The sequence below is a fragment of the Brenneria izadpanahii genome (genome assembly GCF_017569925.1).
GTDB classification, from domain to species: Bacteria; Pseudomonadota; Gammaproteobacteria; order Enterobacterales; family Enterobacteriaceae; genus Brenneria; species Brenneria izadpanahii.
Window position 1 is genome coordinate 2913646 of the sequence record NZ_CP050854.1, and the last position, 21340, is coordinate 2934985.

The window sequence follows — 21340 nt, forward strand, 5'->3', positions numbered from 1 at the left end:
GGGGTAGTATGGAATTTGAAAACAAAAAGGTCGTGATCACCGGCGCCGCCGGTATTTTCGGACGCTGGATAGCCGCCTGGTTCGCCCGCGAAGGGGCGCAGCTGTGCCTGAGCGATAACCGCGCCGAGGCGCTGCAGGCCACGGTGGCGCAACTGGGTCTGAATGCGCAGACCACCTTGTTGCATACCACCGAACTGACCGATAACGACTCGCTGCTGGATCTGGCGGCCCATGTGCGCCAGGCGTGGGGCGCGCCCGATATCCTGATCAATAACGCCGGCATTTATACCCGCTTTGGCCTGCTGGATATGGAATTGGCCGACTGGGACCGCGTATTCGACGTGAATCTGCGCGCGCCGTTCGTGCTGACGCGGGAAATGGCCCGGCTGATGATCGGCGCCGGGAAGCAAGGCTGTATCGTCAATATCTCCTCCGGCGCGGCGCGCAAAATGAACCAGAATTCGGTGCCGTATTGTACCTCGAAAAGCGCGCTGGAACGGTTATCCAAAGGGTTCGCCCTGGAACTGGCCGAATATGGCATCCGCGTCAATGTGGTCGAACCGGGCTTTGCGCCGGGCAGCGAAGTCAGCCTGCTGTCCGGGGATTATGTCAAGAATATGTTGGCGCGCATCCCGCTGGGCCGGAGCAGCGGACCGGAGGATGCGCCGGCGGCCATCGGGTATCTGTGCTCCGCCCGCGCCGGCTTTATCACCGGGGCGGTGCTTAGCGTGGACGGCGGCAATTCCATCGGCACATATCAACGCCCCTCGCCGGCGGCAGGGGAGCGTGAATGAAGGCGAGCGAACGGCTGCTGAGCGTGGAAAATCTGTCGATTGATATCGACGGCGCGGCGGTGCTGGACGATGTGTCGTTTGACGTCGCCCCCGGCGAGGTGATGGCGCTGGTGGGGGAATCCGGCTGCGGCAAATCCCTGACCGCCTACGCTATGCTCGGCCTGCTGCCGCCGGCGGCGCGGCGCACCGCGGGCCGCATCATGCTGGCGCAGACCGATCTGGCCGCACTGTCCGAACGCCGGCTGCGCCAGGCGCGCGGCAAGGATATTTCCATTATTTTCCAGGAGCCGAGCGCCTGTCTGGATCCGCTGACCACGGTAGGCGAGCAGATCGCCGCCGCCTACCGTATCCATCACGGCGTATCCAGGCAGACGGCGCTGGCGCGGGCGCGGCAAATGCTGGCGGCCGTCGGCATCGCCGATCCCGATCGCCGTCTGCATCAATATCCGTTTGAGCTGTCCGGCGGTATGTGTCAACGCATCATGATATCCATCGCGCTTATTTGCGATCCCAAGGTGCTGGTGGCCGATGAACCGACCACCGCCCTGGACGTGACCATTCAGGCGCAGATCCTGGATTTGATGAAGCGGCTGGTGGCCGACCGGGGCACCGCGATCGTGCTGATCACCCATGATATGGGCGTGGTGGCCGACATGGCGGATCATGTCGCGGTGATGTATGCCGGCCGTATCGCCGAGATCGCGCCGGTACACGACCTGTTCCGAGCGCCGGCGCATCCCTATACCGCCCTGCTGCTGGCCAGCGTCCCGCGGCTCGATGACGAACCGAAATCACTTTTGGCCACGATTGAAGGCAGCGTGCCGACGGCGGAGCAATTTATTGCCGGCTGCCGTTTCGTCGAACGCTGCCCGCTGGCGACGCCGCGCTGCCGGAATGAACGGCCGCCGCTGTTTGACTGCGGCGATGGTCATCGCTCCGCCTGCTGGCATATCGGGCGGATAAAGGAAATAGATAAGGTTGTACGATGAGTGACGGCAAAATGATTCTGGAAGCGCGCGGCGTGACGGTGCATTTCGGCGGCCGCCGCAGTCTGCTTGGCAAGACGGCCCCGGTAGTGCAAGCGGTTAACGGCGTTGATTTGGATATCGCCCGCGGCGAAACGGTGGCGCTGGTGGGGGAATCCGGCTGCGGTAAATCCACCTTGGCCAATACCCTGGTCGGTCTGCAAAAACCGGTGGCCGGCAGCGTGCGCATTGGCGGCGAGCAAGTGGTGGGAGCCGGCGCCAAGGCGTTGAAGGCGATACGCCGGCAGGTGCAGATGATATTTCAGGATCCGGCGCTATCGCTCGATCCGCGCGCCACCATCGGCGCGGCGATCGGCGAACCTTTGCTGGCCTGCGGTCTGGCTCGCGGCAACGCGCTACGCGTCCGGGTCGCCGAGCTGCTGCAACAGGTCGGGCTGCGGCCGGAACATGCCGAGCGTTATCCGCATCAATTTTCCGGCGGCCAGCGCCAGCGGGTGGTTATCGCCCGGGCGCTGGCGTTGGAGCCGGCGCTGGTGATTTGCGACGAGCCGGTATCGGCGCTGGATGTCTCGGTGCGGGCGCAGATCCTCAATCTGCTGGTGGCGTTGCAGCAGCGTACCGGCGTCGCCTATCTGTTTGTATCGCACGATCTGGCGGTGGTGCGTCATATCTGCGATCGGGTGGTGGTGATGTACCTTGGCCGCTTCGTCGAGAGCGCCCCGCGCGATACCTTTTTCGCCAACCCCAGGCACCCTTACAGCCAGGCGCTGATCGCGGCGGTGCCGCAGGCGGACCCCGCCGTACAGCGCGGCAGGCAAGGCTTTATTCTTGGCGGCGAACTGCCCAGCCCCGCCCGTATTCCGCCCGGTTGCGCGTTTCATACCCGCTGTCCGCTGGCGACCGATCTGTGCGCCAGACAGCGCCCGGAACTGACGCCGCGTTCGGACGGCGCGCAGGTCGCCTGCCACTATGCTTAACGAGGATCCGATGCATCAGTCCATTGAAACTGAAACCTTGTCGCTGTCCGGGCTGGAAGCGGCCTGCGAGCTGCGTATCGACCGCTGGGGCATCAGCCATATTCGTGCCGATAATCTACAGGATCTATTTTTTGCCCAGGGGGTTAATGCCGCCCGCGATCGCCTCTGGCAATTGGATCTGTGGCGCAAACGCGGTCTTGGGCTGTTGGCCGCCGACTTCGGCCCCGGCTATCTGGCGCAGGATCATGCCGCGCGCCACTTTCTGTTTCGCGGCGATATGGCGGCGGAGTGGAAATCCTATGCGGATGACGCCCAGGCTATCTGTACCGCTTTCGTCGCCGGCATCAACGCCTGGATCGCTTTGTGCCAACGCGAACCTGAACGCCTGCCGCCGGAGTTCGCCCTGTTCGGCACTCGGCCGGCGCTTTGGCTGCCGGAGGATGTGGTGCGTATCCGCACCCATGCGCTGACGCGTAACGGCGTCTCGGAAATTTTACGCGCCAACGTGCTGGCGCGCAGCGATGCCGCCACCGATCTGTTGCGATCGGGCATCACGCCGCCGGTGGAACCGCAGTTGGCGGACGGGCTGTCGTCGGAGGATATACCGCTTGAGGCGCTGAAACTGTTCAAGCTGGCGACCGCCCCGGTCAGCTTTGACGACGCCCGGCTGGCCGCCGCGCCAGAACAGGCCTGGGCGTGGAGCGAGGTCACCGATCTGGGCGATATCGTGCGCGCGGGCAGCGAGGAAGGCTCCAACAACTGGGTGGTGCACGGCAGCCGCACCGACAGCGGCCGGCCGCTGCTGGCCAGCGATCCCCACCGCGCTCATGCGGCGCCGTCGCTGCGCTATCTGGTTCATCTACAGGCGCCGGGATTTAATGCCATCGGCGCCGGCGAACCCAGCGCCCCCGGCATTTCGATCGGCCACAACGGTCAAACCGCTTTCGGGCTGACTATTTTCGGCGCCGACCAGGAGGATGTGTACGTTTACCAGACCCGGCCGGAAGACGCGGATTATTACCGTTATCAGGATGGCTGGGAGCGCATCGAACGTCGACAGGAACGCTTCGAGGTCAAAGGCCATGCGCCGCAGACGCTGCCCCTCTCCTTTACTCGCCACGGCCCGCTGCTATATGAAGATCCGGCGCGCCGGCGCGCCATCGCGCTGCGATCGGTCTGGCTGTCGCCGGGAGCGGCCGCCTACCTCGGCAGCCTGTCCGCCATGCGCGCCGCCAGCGTCGATGCGTTCGGCGCCACGCTGGCGGCGTGGGGCACCCCGTCGGTGAATCACGTCTGCGCCGACGTGGCGGGCAATATCGGCTGGTTCACCGCCGGCTTTACCCCGGTCAGGCATAATTGGCACGGTCTGTTGCCGGTGCCGGGCGACGGATGTTATGAGTGGGACGGCTATCTGCCGGCGGATCGGCTGCCGCGCAGCATCAACCCCGCAGCCGGTTTTTTCGCCACCGCCAATGAAATGAACCTGCCCGCGGACTATGATGCGACCTCTATCGGCCATGAGTGGGCCGAGAGCAGCCGGGCGACGCGTATCAAGCAGGTGCTGGCCGGCGATGCGGCCCATTCGATAGCCGCGGCGCAAGCGCTGCAAAACGATACTTTTTCGCTGCCGGCGCAGCGGTTGTGCCGGCTGCTGGCGCAGATCGGCCGTCAACAGGAGATGACGCCGCCGAATCGCCTGGCGGCGCAACTGCTGGCCGGTTGGGATCATAAGCTCGACGCCGGCAGCGCCGCGGCGGCGCTGTTTGAAGTCTGGTGGATGAAACATTTACGTCCGGCGCTGTTTGCCCGTCTGGCGCCGAACCCGCAGCTCCGGGCGCTGTTGCAGCCGGGAGATATGGATACGCTATTGCAACTGATAGAAACGCCGGACGCGCGTTTCGGCACTGATGCCGGACAGGAGCGAGACCGGCTGATGCTTGACAGCCTGACCGCGGCCTGGGACGAATGCCGGCGGCGTTTGGGGCCGGATTCGGGTCAATGGCAATGGGGCCGGCTGCACCAGGCGCTATTCGAACACGCGATCAGCCGCACCCGGCTCGGCGCGGATCGGCAATGGAACGTCGGGCCGCTGCCGCTGGGCGGCAGCCGTTCGACGCCGATGCTGGCGAGTTACCGGATAAACGATTTCAGGGTGACCGCCGGAGCCTCGGTGCGCCTGGTGATGGACGTAGGCGACTGGGATAATTCAGTCTGCATCAACACGCCCGGCCAGTCCGGCGATCCGCGATCGCCCCACTACCGCGATCTGGCCGACGGCTGGTCGCATGGCGAATACGTTCCCTTGCTGTATAGCGAGGAAAAGATCGCCGCCCACACCCTCAAACGCATCGTGCTGCTGCCGGAGTAGCCGCCGACAAGAGCGGCCGGACACAACTTGTCCGGCCGCTTTAGTCATTTATCCGCACCGGCTCGCCATAGCGTCTGATAATCAACAGGATAATGATCCCCGCGATTAACGCCGTCCCGCCGTAAACAATGGCGATCATCGTCGGCATCATGATAGCGCCAGCCATACTGATAAAAAAAGCGCCGGCCATATCGCTGCCGACGTTCTGCGCCATCCAGAGCCCGTTTACCCGGCCCAGCAAATTATTGGGGGTATGGTTCTGCACCACAATAAACTGCAAAACGCTGTTGATCGCGCTGAAATAGCCATAAACCATCAGGAAAATCAACGCCGTCGCGAAGTGAGAGACGATGCCCAAAATCACGATGGCGGTGAAAGCGCTGTAGGCGCTGATGAACATCACCCGTTCCGTCCGCCAGCCGCTATCGACCCAGCGCCGGCTGGTTAGCATACCGATAACCGCGCCTAGCGGCATCGCAGAATACAGCAGCCCAAGATGACGCAAGTCAACCCGCCACTGCTCGGCCAGCGCCGGGAACAGCACCCGCACGGCGGCGATGGCGCTCACCATTCCGCCGATCAGCATCATCGTCCAGATGATCCGCTGGCTCAAGACGAATTGAACGCTTTGCCATAACGCTCTGGCGGGATGCTGCCTGGTGCGTTCTCCGCTCGGCATAGAGGGAAGCGTAAGCAGCGGAATCAGCGTCAGAAACGTGCCCACCGCAGCCAGCGAGTAATTGAGCGTTACGCCGCCGTACGCGATCACCAGACCGCCAAGCGTTGGCGCAATAACCGTTCCAATCCTGAACATCATCATATTGATGACGCCCGCCACGGCGATATTCTCACGCCCGACCAGCGCGGGCGTTGCCGCTAACAGCGCGGTAATGCTCATCGCGCCGAAAAAACCATCCCATACGGATAGAAAATACATCACCGACAAGGAGGGCGAAGGCGCCAACGCGTTCAGCGCCAGCCCGGCGAAACCCAGCCCGCAGACGCTCCGGCCAAACAAAATCATAGTGCGGCGATCGTACCTATCCGCCAGCACGCCGCCCAACAGCAGCCCGCTGAACATGCCGCCCCCGGCAAGGGTGACGGATAGTCCCACCAGCATCACCGATCCGGTCATCCATTGAATCTGCACCGGGATCGCTACCGTCAACATGCCTAATGACAAAATGGACAATGCTCTGGCATAAAAGACGGCGCGAAAGGGCCGATTGCCCTTCAAGAGATGAAACGCCGTCAAAATTAAGTTTTTATCCACTCGCCCTCTTTTTTCATTGAAGCGACATTTTGGGCCGGCGCGAAAGTTTATGCGCTATCGTTCCCGCCGCTGCCGTTCGGTTTCACGCGCTGTTTGGTTTCACGCATTGTCAAACGCCGACCAGCTTTCGCCACGCGCTAAATGTCGGCTCTCTTACCATATCGATGAAGCTGACCTCTATTCCGTGCGCTTTCAGACAGGCGATCAGCGCCATCACGTCCACTGAATCCAGGCCGTAGTCGAAAAGGTTTTCATGTTCGTCAAACTCCTCATCCGATACGTCCAGTTTTTGCAGCAGCAGTTCCTTCAGTTCCGCTGCATTAAAGGCGGGTAATGTCATCTGCCTATTCATGGTGGGTATCCTTTAATTTTAGCTGCGTTCACGTAACCGTGATGCTTGGAATAAATCTTGCTGAATGGCCTGCATCGCGCCCGACGCGGCCAATTCATCCATTATGGTATCGTGCTTCCCGTCGAATTGATGGCAGTTCAGCCGTTCTCTCACCAGCATCCGCCATTCATCTCCCGGAGCGGTAACGCCGTAGTGACAGGTTTGTCCGGCGATGGTAAGCGGCGTCAGCTCCGCCGCCTGGTCCTGAGCGCTGGTGACGCTAAAACGCAAAGCCCGAATCAGTTGCGCCTTATCCATAAACCGCATATGCCCTGCGCTCAACAGCCGTTCGGCGATAATCTCAAGCTGCGCCTCATCATCCAGTTGCCTAACCTCGGCGAGAAACTCCGCGCCTAATGTGTCTCTCACCAGGGTATAGAGCGAGCTCTCCATCTTTTCGATGAACTGCGGCGGTCTGCTGTCCAGCAGGCCGAGGTAATGGATTTCGCCCCCCTGCGCGATCAACCGTTGCGCCACCAGATAAGCGATGTTGCCGCCCAGGGAGTACCCTATCAGGTAATAGGGCCCCTGCTGCTGCACATGACGAATCAGCTCACAATAGCGCTGCGCCAGATCGGACAAGGTTTGGAGCTCCTCGGCGGATTCAGACAGGTATGGCGCCTGGATCGCCAGCACGTCAAACGACTGATTGACGCGTTCCGCCAGTTCCCGGTAGCAGTCAATGCGCCCGGAATATGGGTGAAATGCCCATAGCGTGCGCGGGCGTTGATGGTTTTGCAGTTTTACGATCCACTCCAGACCGGATATTTGCGGTTCGTCATCGTCGGCAATTCGCCGCCAGGCCTGATACAGGCTGTGAATGGTTCGGTTTTCCAGCAGCAGCTTAGGCGGAATGGGCAGTCCCTGCCCGGCCAGACGGGCGTGAATGGAAAACAGGTTCAGCGAACTGCCGCCCAGCGCATAAAAATCCTGATGGATCCCAACGCTATCCAGCGTCAGCTCCGCCTTCCATGCTTCGGCCACCTGCCGCTCAAAATCGGTTGCGGCGTCTTCGGCCGCGGCGGCGTCAATACGAACATCCGGCTTCGGCAAACGCTTTTCATCAATTTTTCCGCTGCGGGTAAGCGGAAAGTCGGTAATCGGCATAACCTGATTGGGCTGCATATATTGCGGCAACACTTTCCGGAGATGGGCTTCGATCCGCCCGCAGGAGACCGCCGCGTTTTCATCCAGTTTGACATACAGGACAAGCTGCGCGTTGCCCTCATTCCACATCACCGCCCGCGCTTCTTTCACGCCGTCCACCGCCAAACAGCAATCGCGGATTTCATTGAGATCGACACGATAACCGCGGAATTTCACCTGCTTGTCAATGCGCCCCAGATAGACGATTTCCCCTTGTTCCGTCTGCGTTACCCAGTCACCGGTTTTATAGGCGCGCACGGCTTTGCCCGCGATGGTCAGCGTAATAAAGCTCTCGCGGGTCATCTCGTCGCTGTTGATATAGCCGCTCGATAGCGTCGGCCCGATAAGATACAGCTCGCCTTCCATCCCCCGTTCGACCGGACGCCGGGCGGCATCCAGAATCAGACAGCGCAGCCCGGTCAGCGGCAAGCCGATCGAGCGCAGATCGGGGGTTCGCGGATCGAACCCGTCACCGGCCAGCACTTTGTAGGTAAAGATGATCGTGCCTTCCGTTGGCCCGTAGGTATTGATTAACCGTACCCGCTCGCCCATCAACGACTTCCACTGCGACAAACGTTCCTGCGAAATCGCCTCGCCGCCGACAATCAGCGTTTTCACCGCCGCCGGCCACGCGTGCCGCTGTTCGCTTAACGTTAACGTCAGGGTGTGCCAGAAGGTGGTGGGCAAATCCAGCACGGTGACGGCGTGCTCTATAACATACGACAAAAAAGCGTCCAGCGATTCGGCCATTTCCTCGCTACGCAGAACCACACAGGCGCCGCAGCACAGCGGAATGAAAATCTCTTCCAGACAAGCATCGAACGTCAGCGATGAGAATTGCAGTACCCTGTCGTCCGGCTGAATGTTGTACGCCTGGCCCGCCGCGTCCACAAACCAACTGAGCGCCCGATGCGGGATCGCCACCCCTTTAGGTTTCCCGGTGGAGCCGGAAGTAAAAATAATAAAGCCGGTGGCGTCCGGCGCAATCGCCGCCGGCGCGGATGTCCGATCTTCCGGATGCGTCAACAACGCCGAGTAAGCGATGCTTTCAACGGTGAAGGCGCGGCGATCGTTTTCCGGATCGGCCATAATGACGAACCGCGCGCCACACGCGTCCAGCGCCTGCTGCAAGCGCTCGTCCGGACTGGCGGTATCCAGTACGAAGCAGCTTGCTCCTGCCGCCAGGATGCCTAACATCATTTGCACCGTATCGGCGGAGCGCGGCATATAAACCGCGATCACCTCCCCCGCTTGAATCCCGCGTTCGATCAGCGCGCCGCCTATCGCGTCAACCCGCGCGGCAAGCGCCGCATAGCTGACGCGCCGATCGTCGCTTTCCAGCGCCACGGCTTCCGGCGTGAGCGCGGCCTGTTCGCGGATACGCGAAATCACGCTCCGCCAGGCGAAAGCTTTCTGCTCTCGCGCGTGAATGACATAATCCGCCAACTCGCGCCACTTACGCTGGTTAAGCTGCGCCATGCTGGCGTGCGGATGTGCAATCCAGTAGGTAGCCCAGGCCATCAATTCATCGCGAATGGCGGACAGCACGTCGGCCGGGTAAATATTGGGATTAGCGTCCAGGTGAATCTGTAAGGCGCTATGGTCATCGTTGCCGGTCGGCACCACGCGCAAAGCGCAGTCGTCCACCGGGCCGCCGTGTACATTCTCAATCACGCCGCGCGCGCCGTTGAAATCCAACTCCTCATAAAACGGCATGACATTAACCACCGGGCCGAACAGCGGCTCATCGTCCTCCCGAAGCCGCAAAAGCCGCATTCCCCGGTATTCGGTATGGGGCTTCACGTAATCAATCTCCCGCCGGACGCTTTGCGCCAGGCTCGCCAGATCGTCGTCCGGCCCGACCTGAACGGATAAAGGCAGAATATTGACCAGCATGGCCGGCAGTTTGAACAGTTCCCCGTCATTGCGGTTCATAAAGGGCATTCCCAGCACGACGCCGCTTTCGCGCGTTTTCCACGCCACGTAGCCGGCGAACAAGGCCAGCCATACCTCAACCCATGACGCCGACCACGCTTTCGCCAGCGTTTTTATCCGCGCAAACTGCGACGCGCGCAGCGTCAGCCGCTCACGCCGCACGCTGTCGCTGACTTCGGCGCGCGCCGGGCTGAGTCTGGGGGCCGGAGGCAAACGGCGGCAATAGGCTTCCCAGAAGGCCGTATCCCGCAGGAAACGCGTTGAATTGCGGTATGAATCTTCTTTATCCAGCAGATAGCGCAGCGGCGAGAACGGCCGCGCGTCTACACTTTTCCCCTGCTGCAGCCGGGAATAGGTATTTGCCACCTGACGCAACACCATCGCCACGCCATAACCATCCAGCGCGATATGATGCGCCCGCTGATACCAGCAGAACTTTTCATCCGCCAGTTGAATCAGGCCGACGCGATACAGCCGCCCTTGCGCCAGGTCGACGGGTTGCGCCAGGTCGTGCCGCATCCACTGGCGCAGGCTAATTTCAGGCTGTTCATCCCGCCGAAAATCAAGGAACTGATAATTCACCTCGGCCGGCTCACCGATTACCTGCACCAGTTCGCCGTCCCGCAATTGATACCGGCAATTGAGCGCCTCTATCTGCCGCATAACCTGAGTCACCGCCGCTTTAAAACAGTCGGGAGACAGAACGCCCTCGATTCTGACGCACTCGGCCGTATTGTAGCGCGCGCTGTCCTCAATCATCTGCTGGGCGACCCAGATCTCTTTTTGTCCTTCCGTCAGCGCCAAAATGGCGTTATCGCTTAAAGACGTATTATTGTTCAAAGACATCGTGTAGCCCCTTTGTTGATATCCGTCAGGCCGCCAGCGTTGCGCCGCCGTCAACCACGATATCCTGCATGGTGATATGGCTGGCCAGATCGGAGGCGAGAAAAACCACGGCGTTGGCGATTTCTTGCGCGTGGGCGATCTTGCCCAGCGGGATCCCCAGCTTATATTGCTGCGGAAAACCTTGGATGGTCTGCCGTTCTCCGCCGTCGTCCCGCCACATGCCGCGCAGCATGGCGGTATCGGTAGATCCGGGGGAAACCAAATTGCAGCGCACGCCATACTCCGCCAGTTCCAGCGCGGCGCAATGATTCAGGCTGGCCAGCGCCGCTTTGGAGGCGCAATAAGCCGCCATCTGCATTCGCGGCACATGCGCGGCATTGGAGCCCACGGTAACTATCGCCCCGCAGCGCTGCCGCTTAAAATGCGGGATTACGGCGCGCAGCAGATAAAAAGCGCCGGCCGCGTTAACATTCAGGCACTCGCGCCAGTCATCGTCGCTCAGCGTTTCCAGCGCGCCCAGCCGCAAAATGCCGGCGGCATTGACCAGAATGTCCAAACGCGGAGAGTCAGCCAATTGTTGCCGGCACACCGTTTTCACCTGTTCGGGCTGCTGAATGTCCAATAACACGCAGCGATAAGGCAGGCCGGGCGACGGAAACTCGCGATCGAACCCAACCACTTCCGCCCCCAGGGCAAGGAAAGAGCAGGCAATCTGCTTGCCGATGCCGCGCCCCGCGCCCGTCACCCAAACCTGTTTACCCGTAAACTCCATCTGCAACCGTGGTGTCTTTTCCATTTTCGTTATCCTCAACATTCGCCGTCCGCCCGCGCGGCGTCATGCCAATTCTGCGACGCTGACGACCTGTCCGGCCCGGCTCGCCACGTAATCGAGCGCCATCATGTGATCCCGCCGGGAAAAATCGGCAATGGCATCCCCCACCAGAAACGCCTTGATATCGCGCATAAAGGCGTCCGTCGCGGTGATCATGCAGCCGATATGGCCGTAAACACCGCAAATGATCAGCTGGTCCCGCTCCCATTTCCGCATCTTCTCTTCAAGGGGAGAACGATGAAACGCGCTGTAGCGCCATTTCACCAATACGGTATCGTCGTCATCCGGACGCAGCGCGCTAACCACCGGCTGTAATTCCGGGCACCGGTTAATCCCCGGTCCCCACATATCGTTCAGCAGCGCCCGATCCTCAGGGCTTTGGTTATTCGGCTGCGCGGTGTACACCACCGGAATCCCCTGTGATTTGCAGGAACGCCGAAGAACAGCAATATTTTCAATTAATTGCGTAACAAGCTGGTTTTGCCGACCGTAAAACTGTATGAAATAATCCTGCATGTCGTGAATCAGTAAAACGGCGCGGTCAGGCACAAATTCCCATGACACTTTATTCGCCGGGAAATCGTGCGGCTGAGGCATGTCATAAACGCTCAGAGAAGGAATAGCCATAACGTGAAATCCTTACTGATTATCAAGGCTGTGTTGTTTCAGAAAGCCGGCCGCGCAGCGCCCGCTTATCGATTTTCCCCACCGGGGTGACGGGCAAGACGTCAATCAATTCGATGCGATCCGGCAGTTTGTACTCGGCGATCCCCTGACTACGCAGGTACTTGCGCAACGTCAGCGCGTTCAGTTTCGAGTCCGTCGCGACGATAAAGGCGCAGCTTTTTTCGCCCAGCGTCGGGTCCGGCATCGCCACCAGCGCGGCGTGAACGACGCTAGCGTGTTTCAGCAGCAAATTTTCGATCTCCTCCGCGGCGATTTTCTCTCCGCCGCGATTGATTTGATCTTTCTCCCGCCCAACCACGCACAGGTAGCCATCCTCGGTCATGCGCACCACATCGCCGGAGTGGTAGAAGCCTTCCGCATCAAATGCGCGCTTGTTATGTTCGGGGTTACGGTAATAACCGCGGATGGTATAAGGACCGCGCGTTATCAACTGGCCCTCCGCCCCCGCCGGAACCGGATTTCCCTGTTGGTCCACCACGCGGATTTCATCATCCGGACACATGGGACGCCCCTGCGTGGTAAAGATATGTTCATCGTCGTCGTCAAGCCGGGTATAGTTCACCAGCCCTTCCGCCATCCCCAAGACCTGTTGCAGCTTGCAGCCCAGTTGCGCCGGAATGCGGCAGGCCACACTTTCGCTCAGCCTGGCGCCGCCGACCTGCAATAATTTCAGGCTCGCCAAATCGTCTTGGTATTGCGCGGCGGACTGCGCCCACAGCGCCGCCGCCGGAGGCACCAGTGACGTCATATCTATCCCGTGCCGCTTTATCAGCGGGAAACAGGTCATCGGACCGGGATCTCCCGCCAGCACCACGCATCCGCCGGCATAAAACACGCCAAGCGCGCCAGGAGAACTCAAAGAATAGTTATGTGCGGCCGGCAAAGCGCACAAATAGCGGGTTGAGGGAGTTAAGCGGCATATCTCCGCGCTGCGGCGCACGCTGTAGTAATAATCATTGTGCGTGCGGGGAATCAGTTTCGGGGTTCCCGTCGTGCCGCCGGAAAGCTGAAAAAAAGCGACCTCGGCGGCGTCCGACGGCCGGTATTCCTGCGGCGAGCCGGCTTTCAACCAGCGTTGGAGATCGCGTTCATCGCCGCTGCCGTCTAACAATACGGTCGTTAATGTCGGATACTGAGTCCGCCATTCATGCAGAAAACGATCGTCGGCAAACAGCGGATGCTGACGGGAAGCAATCAGCAACCGCGGGGCAACCAGATCCGCATAGGCCGTCAGTTCCAGCCGATTATGGCTGAACAGCGCGTTCACCGGCGCTACGCCGATTTTCAGCAAGGCAAAAAAGGTTAGATAAAACTCGGCGACGTTAGGCAACTGCACCAACGCGCTATCCCCGGCGCGCAATCCCTCGCGGGTCAGATTGGCGGCCAGCGCCGACGCCTGCTGTTCAAACTGCCGATAGCTCCACTGCCGCTCGCCGCAGATAATCGCCGCCGCATCGGGACGCGCCTGATATTGCCGATGCAAAATGTCCCCCAGCGGCCGATCGATCCAGTATCCTTTTTGGCGGTAACGCTGAGCAAATTCATCCGGCCAAGGGGTGAATTCAATCCTCATATGTCCTCCGTATGTAAGCCAAAAGCCCGCAGCATCGTGCCTAACTTTCCTGAGACTTCGGCCCACTCTTTATGCGGTTCCGAACCCGCCACGATGCCCGCGCCGGCAAAAAAACGAACCAATCGCCGCTGTACGATGCCGCAGCGAATGGCAATGGCCCACTCGCCGTCGCCATTGGCGTCGCACCATCCCACGATGCCGCTGAACACGCCGCGGTCGTAAGGCTCCAGCAGGGCGATCAGATCACGCGCCGCCGCCGTCGGCGTTCCGCAGAGCGCGGGGGTGGGATGTAACAAGCAGGCAAGCTGGATCACGCTGGTTTCAGCCTGAGCCAATTCGCCGCGAATGGCGGTGGCAAGGTGCCACATGGTGTCGGTACTCAGCAGAGAAGGCGTTTCGGGCAGCGTCAGATCGCGGCAAAGCGACGATAAATGTTGCCGAATATCATCCACCACTATCCGGTGTTCATGACGATCCTTTTCCGAATCAAGCAATTGGCTGGCATTGGTTTTATCCTGCCGGCTATCGCTATGACGAGGGGCCGAACCGGCCAGCGGCTGGCTATGAATAAATCGGCCTTCCTTGCGAATTAATAATTCCGGGCTGGCGCCCAATAAAATACCGCCATCCGGTAACGGCAGAGAGAAATGATATCCGCCGGGGTTACGCAATCTAAGATTATTTATTATATTCTGGCGATCTATTTTCTGTTCTAATTCAATTTCCACCATCCTTGAAAGCACTACCTTTCTTATTTCGCCGTTCTGGAAATAATTCAACGCCGATGCCACCGCGGATTTAAACTGAGGCGCTTCCGGTATGTTTTTTATACTTATGATGCTGTTTATCTTATCAATACTGTTTAACGTTTTAGCATCCGCGGTTGATGCTGAAATAAACTGATATTCTTTAGGGATATAGAGGCAGGATGGCTGAGAGGCGTCAAAAGGTATTGCGCCGACCACAATAGGCGCCTCGACGCCCGCCTGCTTAGCCCGGTTCATGGCCTGTTTGATATGCAGCCAAAATGCGCGATCGTCGGCGTTTTTTAGCATAGCCGGCCGAGATATCCGCTCAAATATTCCTGAAGCGTCGATACAACGATGCGCCGAGCGATACGAAAAGCTGGCTGATTCATCGCAGCCCGGCGGCCCGTCGCCACTGAATTCTGTCGCCAATTCGTTCATCTGATCACCCTTCATTACACCTGAAAATGGAATGATTATGATAATCACTATCGTTTAAATATAAACTATACTAAAGTATCGAGCAGAGGCAACAATATATTTATATTAATTTTAAATAGTGTGAGATCAGGAAATAAACCGATCGGATAGCAATAGAAAATGAAAGGATTTATTTAACGTTTATTTAATTTCAGCTCGTTGTTATTAACACATTCATTGCACGGTTGTTTCCGCGAAATAGGCTAATAAACAGAAATCAATATTACCATTCCACATAAATTCCAAACGCCGATTACAGAAAGAACACGGATATTCCGTGTTCTTTCTTTGCGATATCCGCCAGATATCAAGCTGCCTGCGTATTGATATATAGCAGAACTTAGAAATGCGTATTCAGGCTGACGAAGAAGGTTCTGCCCGATTCGTTATAGGTCGCCGCCCCGCCGCCATACACCGTCGAGGTGACGCCCCCCGATGTATTGGTAACGGACTGCGCATTCCCGGCCCGGAACTGACGCTTATCGAACAGGTTATCCACCCCTACCGTCACGCTTGCGTATTTATTCACATCATAGGTGCCGCTCAGGCCGAAGACCGCATAAGGGCTGACTTCATGTTGATCATACTTGGCCGTCAATGGAATAGAGGATACCGCTTCTCCCTTATAGTTATATTTTTTCGGCTTCTGGCGCCCATACCAGGTCATGTCGGCCAGGAAATAAAGGCTCTCCGTCGCCTGCCAACTGACTGAGGAATTCAGCGTGAATTCCGGTGTGATCGACAGATAGTCGCCGGTGGTTTTGTTTTTCGATTGCAACATCCAGGTAATATTGTTGTTCCATTTTACCGTATCGCTGATGGGAATATTCAGCGTCCCTTCCAGCCCTTCCACCAGCGCCTTAGGTACGTTCTCCCATTGCAGGATCTGGGTATTGCCGTTTGTGGTGGTTCCCACTGAGGAGTACCCGGACTCAATCTTATCGCGGTAATCGTTGCGGAAATAGGTCACCCCGGCCTGATAACCATCGCGATTAAACTCAATGCCGACTTCCTTGTTAATACTGGTTTCCGCCTTCAAATCACCATTACCCATCAGATAACACCCGCTGCTTCCCGCCACAAAACAGCCGTTGCCGCGGCTATAGAGCAGGTAGTTAGGGTTCATCTGGTACAAATTGGGCGCTTTGTACGCCCGGGCGATCCCCATCTTCAACGTGAAATCGTCGCCCAATTGCTGCGACAGGTTCAGCGACGGACTCCAGTTATTGCCGACGATGTTGTGATGATCGAAACGCAGTGCCGGCGTCAGCATGGTGCTGTCGGTGATTTCAATATTATCCTCGGCGAATACAGAGCCGATTCGGGCCGACATCCTGTCGCTGCGCGTACCGGTCGGATAACCGTCGATGATCCCGCCCTGCTGAGCCTGTGTATTCGATGATGGATCTTTCATCTTTTGTTCGGACCATTCCACCCCGATAGTCGCCGTTTGGTTAAACAGCGCATAAAAAGGAACATTCACTTCGCTATGGCCGGTAAACGCATCCAGTTTAATGGTGGTGAATTCGTCGCCCTGCGGCCGCCCGGCCGGACCGCCGGCCAACGCTTCAAAAATACGGGTATTGTGCGTATTTTCATATTGCAGGTAGGACATGGCGCTTAAACCGCTATCCCAGTAACCGCGATGGGTAACGGCGAAATTCTGCCGGTACATCCGGTTGGTTTCCTGACCGTATTTATCAATGGACGTCACGTTGCTGTTATTGTTTTCCGTGTCGCCGGCGTAGATATTGCCCTGACGACTGAATCCGGCTTCAAACTCCAGCGTTTGCTGCGGCATAAACTCCCAGCGCAGCAGCCCATTGATATCTTTATTGCGCACGCCTTCGCGCCCGGCGGGAATATTGGTGGCCAGCGGGCTAAGCTGATGGCCGTCGTTGATATCCCAGGCATCCGCCTGCGTTTTATTGATATTGCCGTATAGACGGAAGCTCAAGGTATCGGTCAGCCCCCCATCAGGCTGATATCAGTACGTTTAGTCGCGCCTTCAGACTTATGTTGCGGCATATTCAGGTAGGTATTCCAGGCGCCGTGCAGTTCCTGCGTCGGCTGTTTGGTGATGATATTCACCACCCCGCCCGCCGCGCCGTTGCCATAGCGCGCCGCCGCCGGACCGCGCAGCACTTCAATCCGCTCGACCATATCGGCCGGCACCCAGTTGGTATCGCCGCGGGTATCGCGTTCGCCGCGCCAGCCGTAGCGCACGGCCGCCCGGCTTGAAACCGGCTTGCCGTCGACCAGAATCAGCGTATTTTCCGGCCCCATGCCGCGCAGATCGATCTGCCGGTTATTGCCGCGGGAACCGCTGTTTGAGTTGCCGGAAAGATTAACCCCCGGCATGGTGCGAATCAGTTCGGATAAATCATTCGCCGGAGGACGTTTACTGATGTCATCCGCCGTGATGACGGAAACGCCGGGCGCTTGCCGGGTCTGTTCCGCCGCCGTAACCACGATGGTGTCGCCGGTATCATTGCTCGTGGAACCTGTGTTTTCCTGACTGTTGTTTTGTGTCGTCGTGGCGTCCGCTGCTGTTGTTGTCTCCGCTGTCAGAACCGGCAGGGAAAGTGTCGAGGTGCTCAAACCCAATAGCGCCGCCACGGAATAACGCGATAATTTTATCATCATGTAATTCCCGTTTTGCTTACCGTTCTGAGGGCAGAAAAGGACACCACTTCAGAAAGGTGAAGCGTTCGTCGTTGTGTAATCATCAAAGTCGGGGTCAGGTCAATTCCCTCCTTTTTATAAAAAAAGGAATTAATGAAGCAGCGTCACCCGAGCCCGGTAGGAATAGCCTTGGATATATGGCTAGCTAAAAAATAAGCAGACACACCATATTACACATGATAATGATTATCAATATTAATTGAATTAATGTTTACAAAACTGCCGAAAATTTGATTTATCTCACGAATTGGCGGCTAGCGCGCTCATCGGATTTGCGCTTTTTCATAAAGGAATTGCAAGTGACAGGTCAAATATTCAGCGCCTAATCGGCGTTCGGATATGAGAGCGAGGCAAAAAAATCGCCGCCGGCCGCATCAGTTGCCGCTTGATGCAGACCGGGGCGGATTAACGGCGAATGGCATCGCCTTATTAGTACAACCGGCGCGCTGCGGGCCGGCGCCGGAACTTATCCGTCCGGCACCGGGGGCGCCGTTTCCCACGCGCCTTCAAATTAGCGGCCCGGAGAGATACTTTTCAGGACATGACGTCAGTATACTGACGCCGTTTTCATCATATGGACGGGATTCAGCCGGACTAATGTTTCACGCTATAAGCCAGCGCCAGCTTGGCGTAAAAATCTTCCAGCGTGAACCGGGTATCCACCGCGTTATATACCCGAATCTGGCGTGCGTTCGGCTGCGGGGCATAGGTAAGATCATCATTTAACCGCGGCGCATCGACTAACGCGTAATTGTATTCATGGTCGTCCAGCAACAGCGATACTGAAGGATTATCGCCTAATACCCACACTTCACTTTTCGGCCAGGGCACATCTTTGACGATAGCAGAAATCTCTTTATTAAAATCAATCATTTGCTGCCACAAGTACGCCCCCACTTTACCTTGCGGTTTGACTCGGACAGCCAGTTCCGAGAGCGATACCCGCACGGACATATAGACATTGTGCGGTATTTGCCACATCGGAACCTGCGATTTAAATACATTATCCGCGGCAACCGGATCATTAAACATATTGTATTCCCAGCCGCCTTTCGGATACGGCATGCCGCCAATCCAGACCACCGTCATTTTCTGCGCAATACGCGGCTCGGCCAGCAAAGCGGCGGAAACATCCGTCAGCGACCCCATGACCAGCACAAACAGCGGAGCATCATCCTGCTTCATGGCTTCCTTAATCAGCGCTTGCGCCCCTTCACTCAACGCCGGCGACGTTTCTCCTTTTTTGAGCGCGTCCGCCGCGCCGCGATATACCGGCACATCGGTTTTCTCCATCAGAGTCAGCAGACGTTTCAATTCCTGATAACTGTTTTCCATACTGGCGCCGGGGTCGCGTTTCATTAATGGCGCGGTGCGAGCATAGTGGGCGGCGATGATGCCTTTAACCTGGAAGGTCGGCGTCAGCAGCGCATGCGCCACAGCAAAATCATCATCCGCTTCGTTCTTGGCATCGCTGCTGATCATCACCCGGATCTGTTTATGCGCTGCGACATCAAATACGGGCTGAGCCAGAACAACCGCCGGCGCGCCCAACATCACGACCAGAAACGCGGCAACAATCCCGCGCAATCCAACCATCATCGAGCCATATCTCTTCATAATTCAATCTTTCCTATATCTATTTTTAATATTCGGACGCCGTCTTATCATTCCGCCGCCGAATATGCGCAGGCATACCCTTCATCTTTCAGGCCGCGGATTTATCGCCAACCTTCCCGCGTGTTGAAATCCGTTGAGTATATACCGGGCGATATTAGACCCCAAAAGCGTAATATCGCCCATTAAGACGGAGTAAACCGTCAATTATTTACCACCACACTTCCGCCTGAACCCCTAAGCTAAACTGGTCGCTCTTATTGTCGTTGAATGAGGCATCGCTGATATCGTTATCCTGAATTTTCAGATAAGTGCCGTAAAAACGTATTTCAGGGCGGGATGTCAGCATGCTGGTGCCTACTTTTAACGCGTGATAAAGCGTAGTTTTATACCCTGATTCATGATAATTCACACCGCCAGCTTTATTGGTATGATTAAAATAAGCCAGCTCCACGCCGGTTTGATTATACTCATCCCAAATATAGGCAGGACGAATAACGGCACGAATGCTGTCGAAATCCGTATGCGCGCCGGTATCATAGCTGTAAATATCACTCCCTTGCGAATATACCAGCGCATTGGCCATAATCACATCAGGACGTAAATACATTTCCCCCTGCGAAATTACCCGGAAAGCGCTGCCTGAATGATCGCCGTAATAATTGCCATTATAACCATATACGGGATTGGCATCCGATATATTGGAAAAGCCGCTGGCGATCGAGTTAACCGCTCCCTGCACCGTGAATTCATTATATCCGCCAGAAGTAAAATTCTGCCGCAGAATCATTCCCGCGGTCCACGCGTCTTTCATCTTGTAATATTCGCCCGAACCTTCGTTGTTTTTCTGCACATTATCTTTATTCGCCATAGTATATTTACCAAGCAGCTCCAAGGTAGCGTTATCCCAGAGCGGAATATCTTTATAGCGAATATCAAGGGAATTGGTATTAACCTGATGTTTATTTCCACTGGTATCGTAATCAATGGCATGCACATCCAGATCTTCACGGGTCAGCCCAATGTTTAACTTACCGATCCCCAGCGCCCAATTTTCAATACCCAGGCCAGCAGCCGATGTTTCTGAACGGTAGCTTTTCCAGTCCAGCATCTGAATTTCATACACTGGCAAATTGTGTTTACCCACCCAGAAATCCGATTCTGGCGCAAAAGGCAGAAATCCCTGAGTTTTTACATACATATCGGAAAACTGCAATAGGTTTTCCGTGTTCTGATCAAACCATGCACTGCCGTACTGCATGCCTACATTGCCGTCCAGCATGACGATGGCTTCTACTTTTTTACCGTCTTGATCATATACTTTTTGTTTTAATTGCAGATCAAACCAGCCGCTATGTTCATTGCCGAAACGCCCCAATGAACCAATGGCATAGGATTTAGGCGAGCCATGATCGGCAGAGGCCCAGCCGGCGCGGAAATAGCCGTTATAGCTAAATCCGATATCATCTTTAATATATTTACTCAGTTCCCCCAGCGTCAGCGCCTGCATATCGGCGGTATTAGACGTTGCGCCATCTGCCTGTTCATTTGTATTTGTTTTTTTCTCCGGTGCGACATTCACTAGAACGGCGCTTTTCTCCGTCAACGCCGTATTATTCGCTGCCGAGGCCGTTGGGCGCTGTTCAAGAAAAGCTTTATATTGCTTTAATTCATTTTTAGTGGATTGCAATTCCTGCTTGTTCGCCGCCAGTTCCTTTTCCAACAGCTCCAGCCTTTCCTCGACGGTTAATTTTGCCGCGATAGCACTATTGGACAATATCGCGGATGATATTAATAATACAATAAGTTTTAGAGAGTAGTGTTTTTTACGCATAATGTTTTCCAGATAGAGCACATAATAAAAAATAACAACAAAGGGATATTTGATACCATTATCAGTACCTGTTCGTGCTTTTAATGAATTTCCGCGCGTTAGTTTAGTTTGTGTAGTATTGGTGTTTTTTATTTCCTAAATTGGTTGCGAATAAAATAGTTTGGCGTACAGCT

Annotated in this window: 12 protein-coding genes and 2 pseudogenes; 4 read left to right on the forward strand and 10 right to left on the reverse strand. The window is 56.8% G+C overall.

The features are described 5' to 3' along the window. Positions 1-8: 8 nt before the first annotated feature. The 4 genes from HC231_RS13075 to HC231_RS13090 are packed head-to-tail and all read left to right on the forward strand — an operon-like array spanning position 9 to position 5125. A complete protein-coding gene (locus HC231_RS13075; RefSeq protein ID WP_208227071.1) occupies positions 9-794 on the forward strand; it encodes an SDR family NAD(P)-dependent oxidoreductase in 786 nt (261 codons plus the stop codon). Further along, entirely contained in the window at positions 791-1783 is a 993-nt protein-coding gene (locus HC231_RS13080) for an ABC transporter ATP-binding protein (protein ID WP_208227072.1), read from the forward strand. The genes HC231_RS13075 and HC231_RS13080 overlap by 4 nt, the downstream gene beginning before the upstream one ends. Then, complete coding sequence (locus HC231_RS13085; RefSeq protein ID WP_208227073.1) at positions 1780-2757, forward strand: ABC transporter ATP-binding protein; 978 nt, start codon at positions 1780-1782, stop codon at positions 2755-2757. The genes HC231_RS13080 and HC231_RS13085 overlap by 4 nt, the downstream gene beginning before the upstream one ends. 10 nt (positions 2758-2767) lie before the next feature. Continuing rightward, positions 2768-5125: a penicillin acylase family protein gene (locus HC231_RS13090; RefSeq protein ID WP_208227074.1), complete on the forward strand. Its 2358-nt coding sequence runs from the start codon at positions 2768-2770 to the stop codon at positions 5123-5125. Between the two features lie 40 nt (positions 5126-5165). Here the strand turns inward: HC231_RS13090 and entS are convergent, their stop codons facing one another. The 10 genes and pseudogenes from entS to HC231_RS13140 form a co-directional block, all read right to left on the reverse strand. Then, positions 5166-6398 (reverse strand): enterobactin transporter EntS, encoded by a 1233-nt coding sequence (gene entS, locus HC231_RS13095; RefSeq protein WP_208227075.1) that lies wholly within the window; start codon positions 6396-6398, stop codon positions 5166-5168. A 109-nt stretch (positions 6399-6507) separates the two neighbouring features. Continuing rightward, positions 6508-6750, reverse strand: a complete 243-nt coding sequence (locus tag HC231_RS13100; RefSeq protein ID WP_208227076.1) for a phosphopantetheine-binding protein — start codon at positions 6748-6750, stop codon at positions 6508-6510. An 18-nt stretch (positions 6751-6768) separates the two neighbouring features. Continuing rightward, a complete protein-coding gene (locus tag HC231_RS13105) occupies positions 6769-10716 on the reverse strand; it encodes a non-ribosomal peptide synthetase (protein ID WP_208227077.1) in 3948 nt (1315 codons plus the stop codon). A gap of 25 nt (positions 10717-10741) precedes the next feature. Then, the gene (dhbA, locus tag HC231_RS13110) at positions 10742-11512 is read right to left on the reverse strand and encodes a 2,3-dihydro-2,3-dihydroxybenzoate dehydrogenase (protein WP_208227078.1); all 771 of its coding nucleotides are present in this window, start codon (positions 11510-11512) and stop codon (positions 10742-10744) included. Positions 11513-11557: 45 nt separating this feature from the next. Then, positions 11558-12175 (reverse strand): annotated as a pseudogene (locus HC231_RS13115) (isochorismatase family protein); the annotation flags it as partial. Positions 12176-12197: 22 nt separating this feature from the next. After that, positions 12198-13808 (reverse strand): (2,3-dihydroxybenzoyl)adenylate synthase, encoded by a 1611-nt coding sequence (locus tag HC231_RS13120; protein WP_208227080.1) that lies wholly within the window; start codon positions 13806-13808, stop codon positions 12198-12200. Beyond that, positions 13805-14995, reverse strand: coding sequence for an isochorismate synthase (locus HC231_RS13125; protein WP_208227081.1), 1191 nt, complete (start codon positions 14993-14995; stop codon positions 13805-13807). The genes HC231_RS13120 and HC231_RS13125 overlap by 4 nt, the downstream gene beginning before the upstream one ends. A gap of 379 nt (positions 14996-15374) precedes the next feature. Continuing rightward, positions 15375-17680 (reverse strand): annotated as a pseudogene (locus tag HC231_RS13130) (TonB-dependent siderophore receptor). 633 nt (positions 17681-18313) lie between these two features. Beyond that, positions 18314-19336, reverse strand: a complete 1023-nt coding sequence (locus HC231_RS13135) for a nucleoside hydrolase (RefSeq protein ID WP_246494491.1) — start codon at positions 19334-19336, stop codon at positions 18314-18316. A gap of 208 nt (positions 19337-19544) precedes the next feature. Continuing rightward, a complete protein-coding gene (locus tag HC231_RS13140) occupies positions 19545-21167 on the reverse strand; it encodes a carbohydrate porin (RefSeq protein ID WP_208227082.1) in 1623 nt (540 codons plus the stop codon). Positions 21168-21340: the final 173 nt, after the last annotated feature.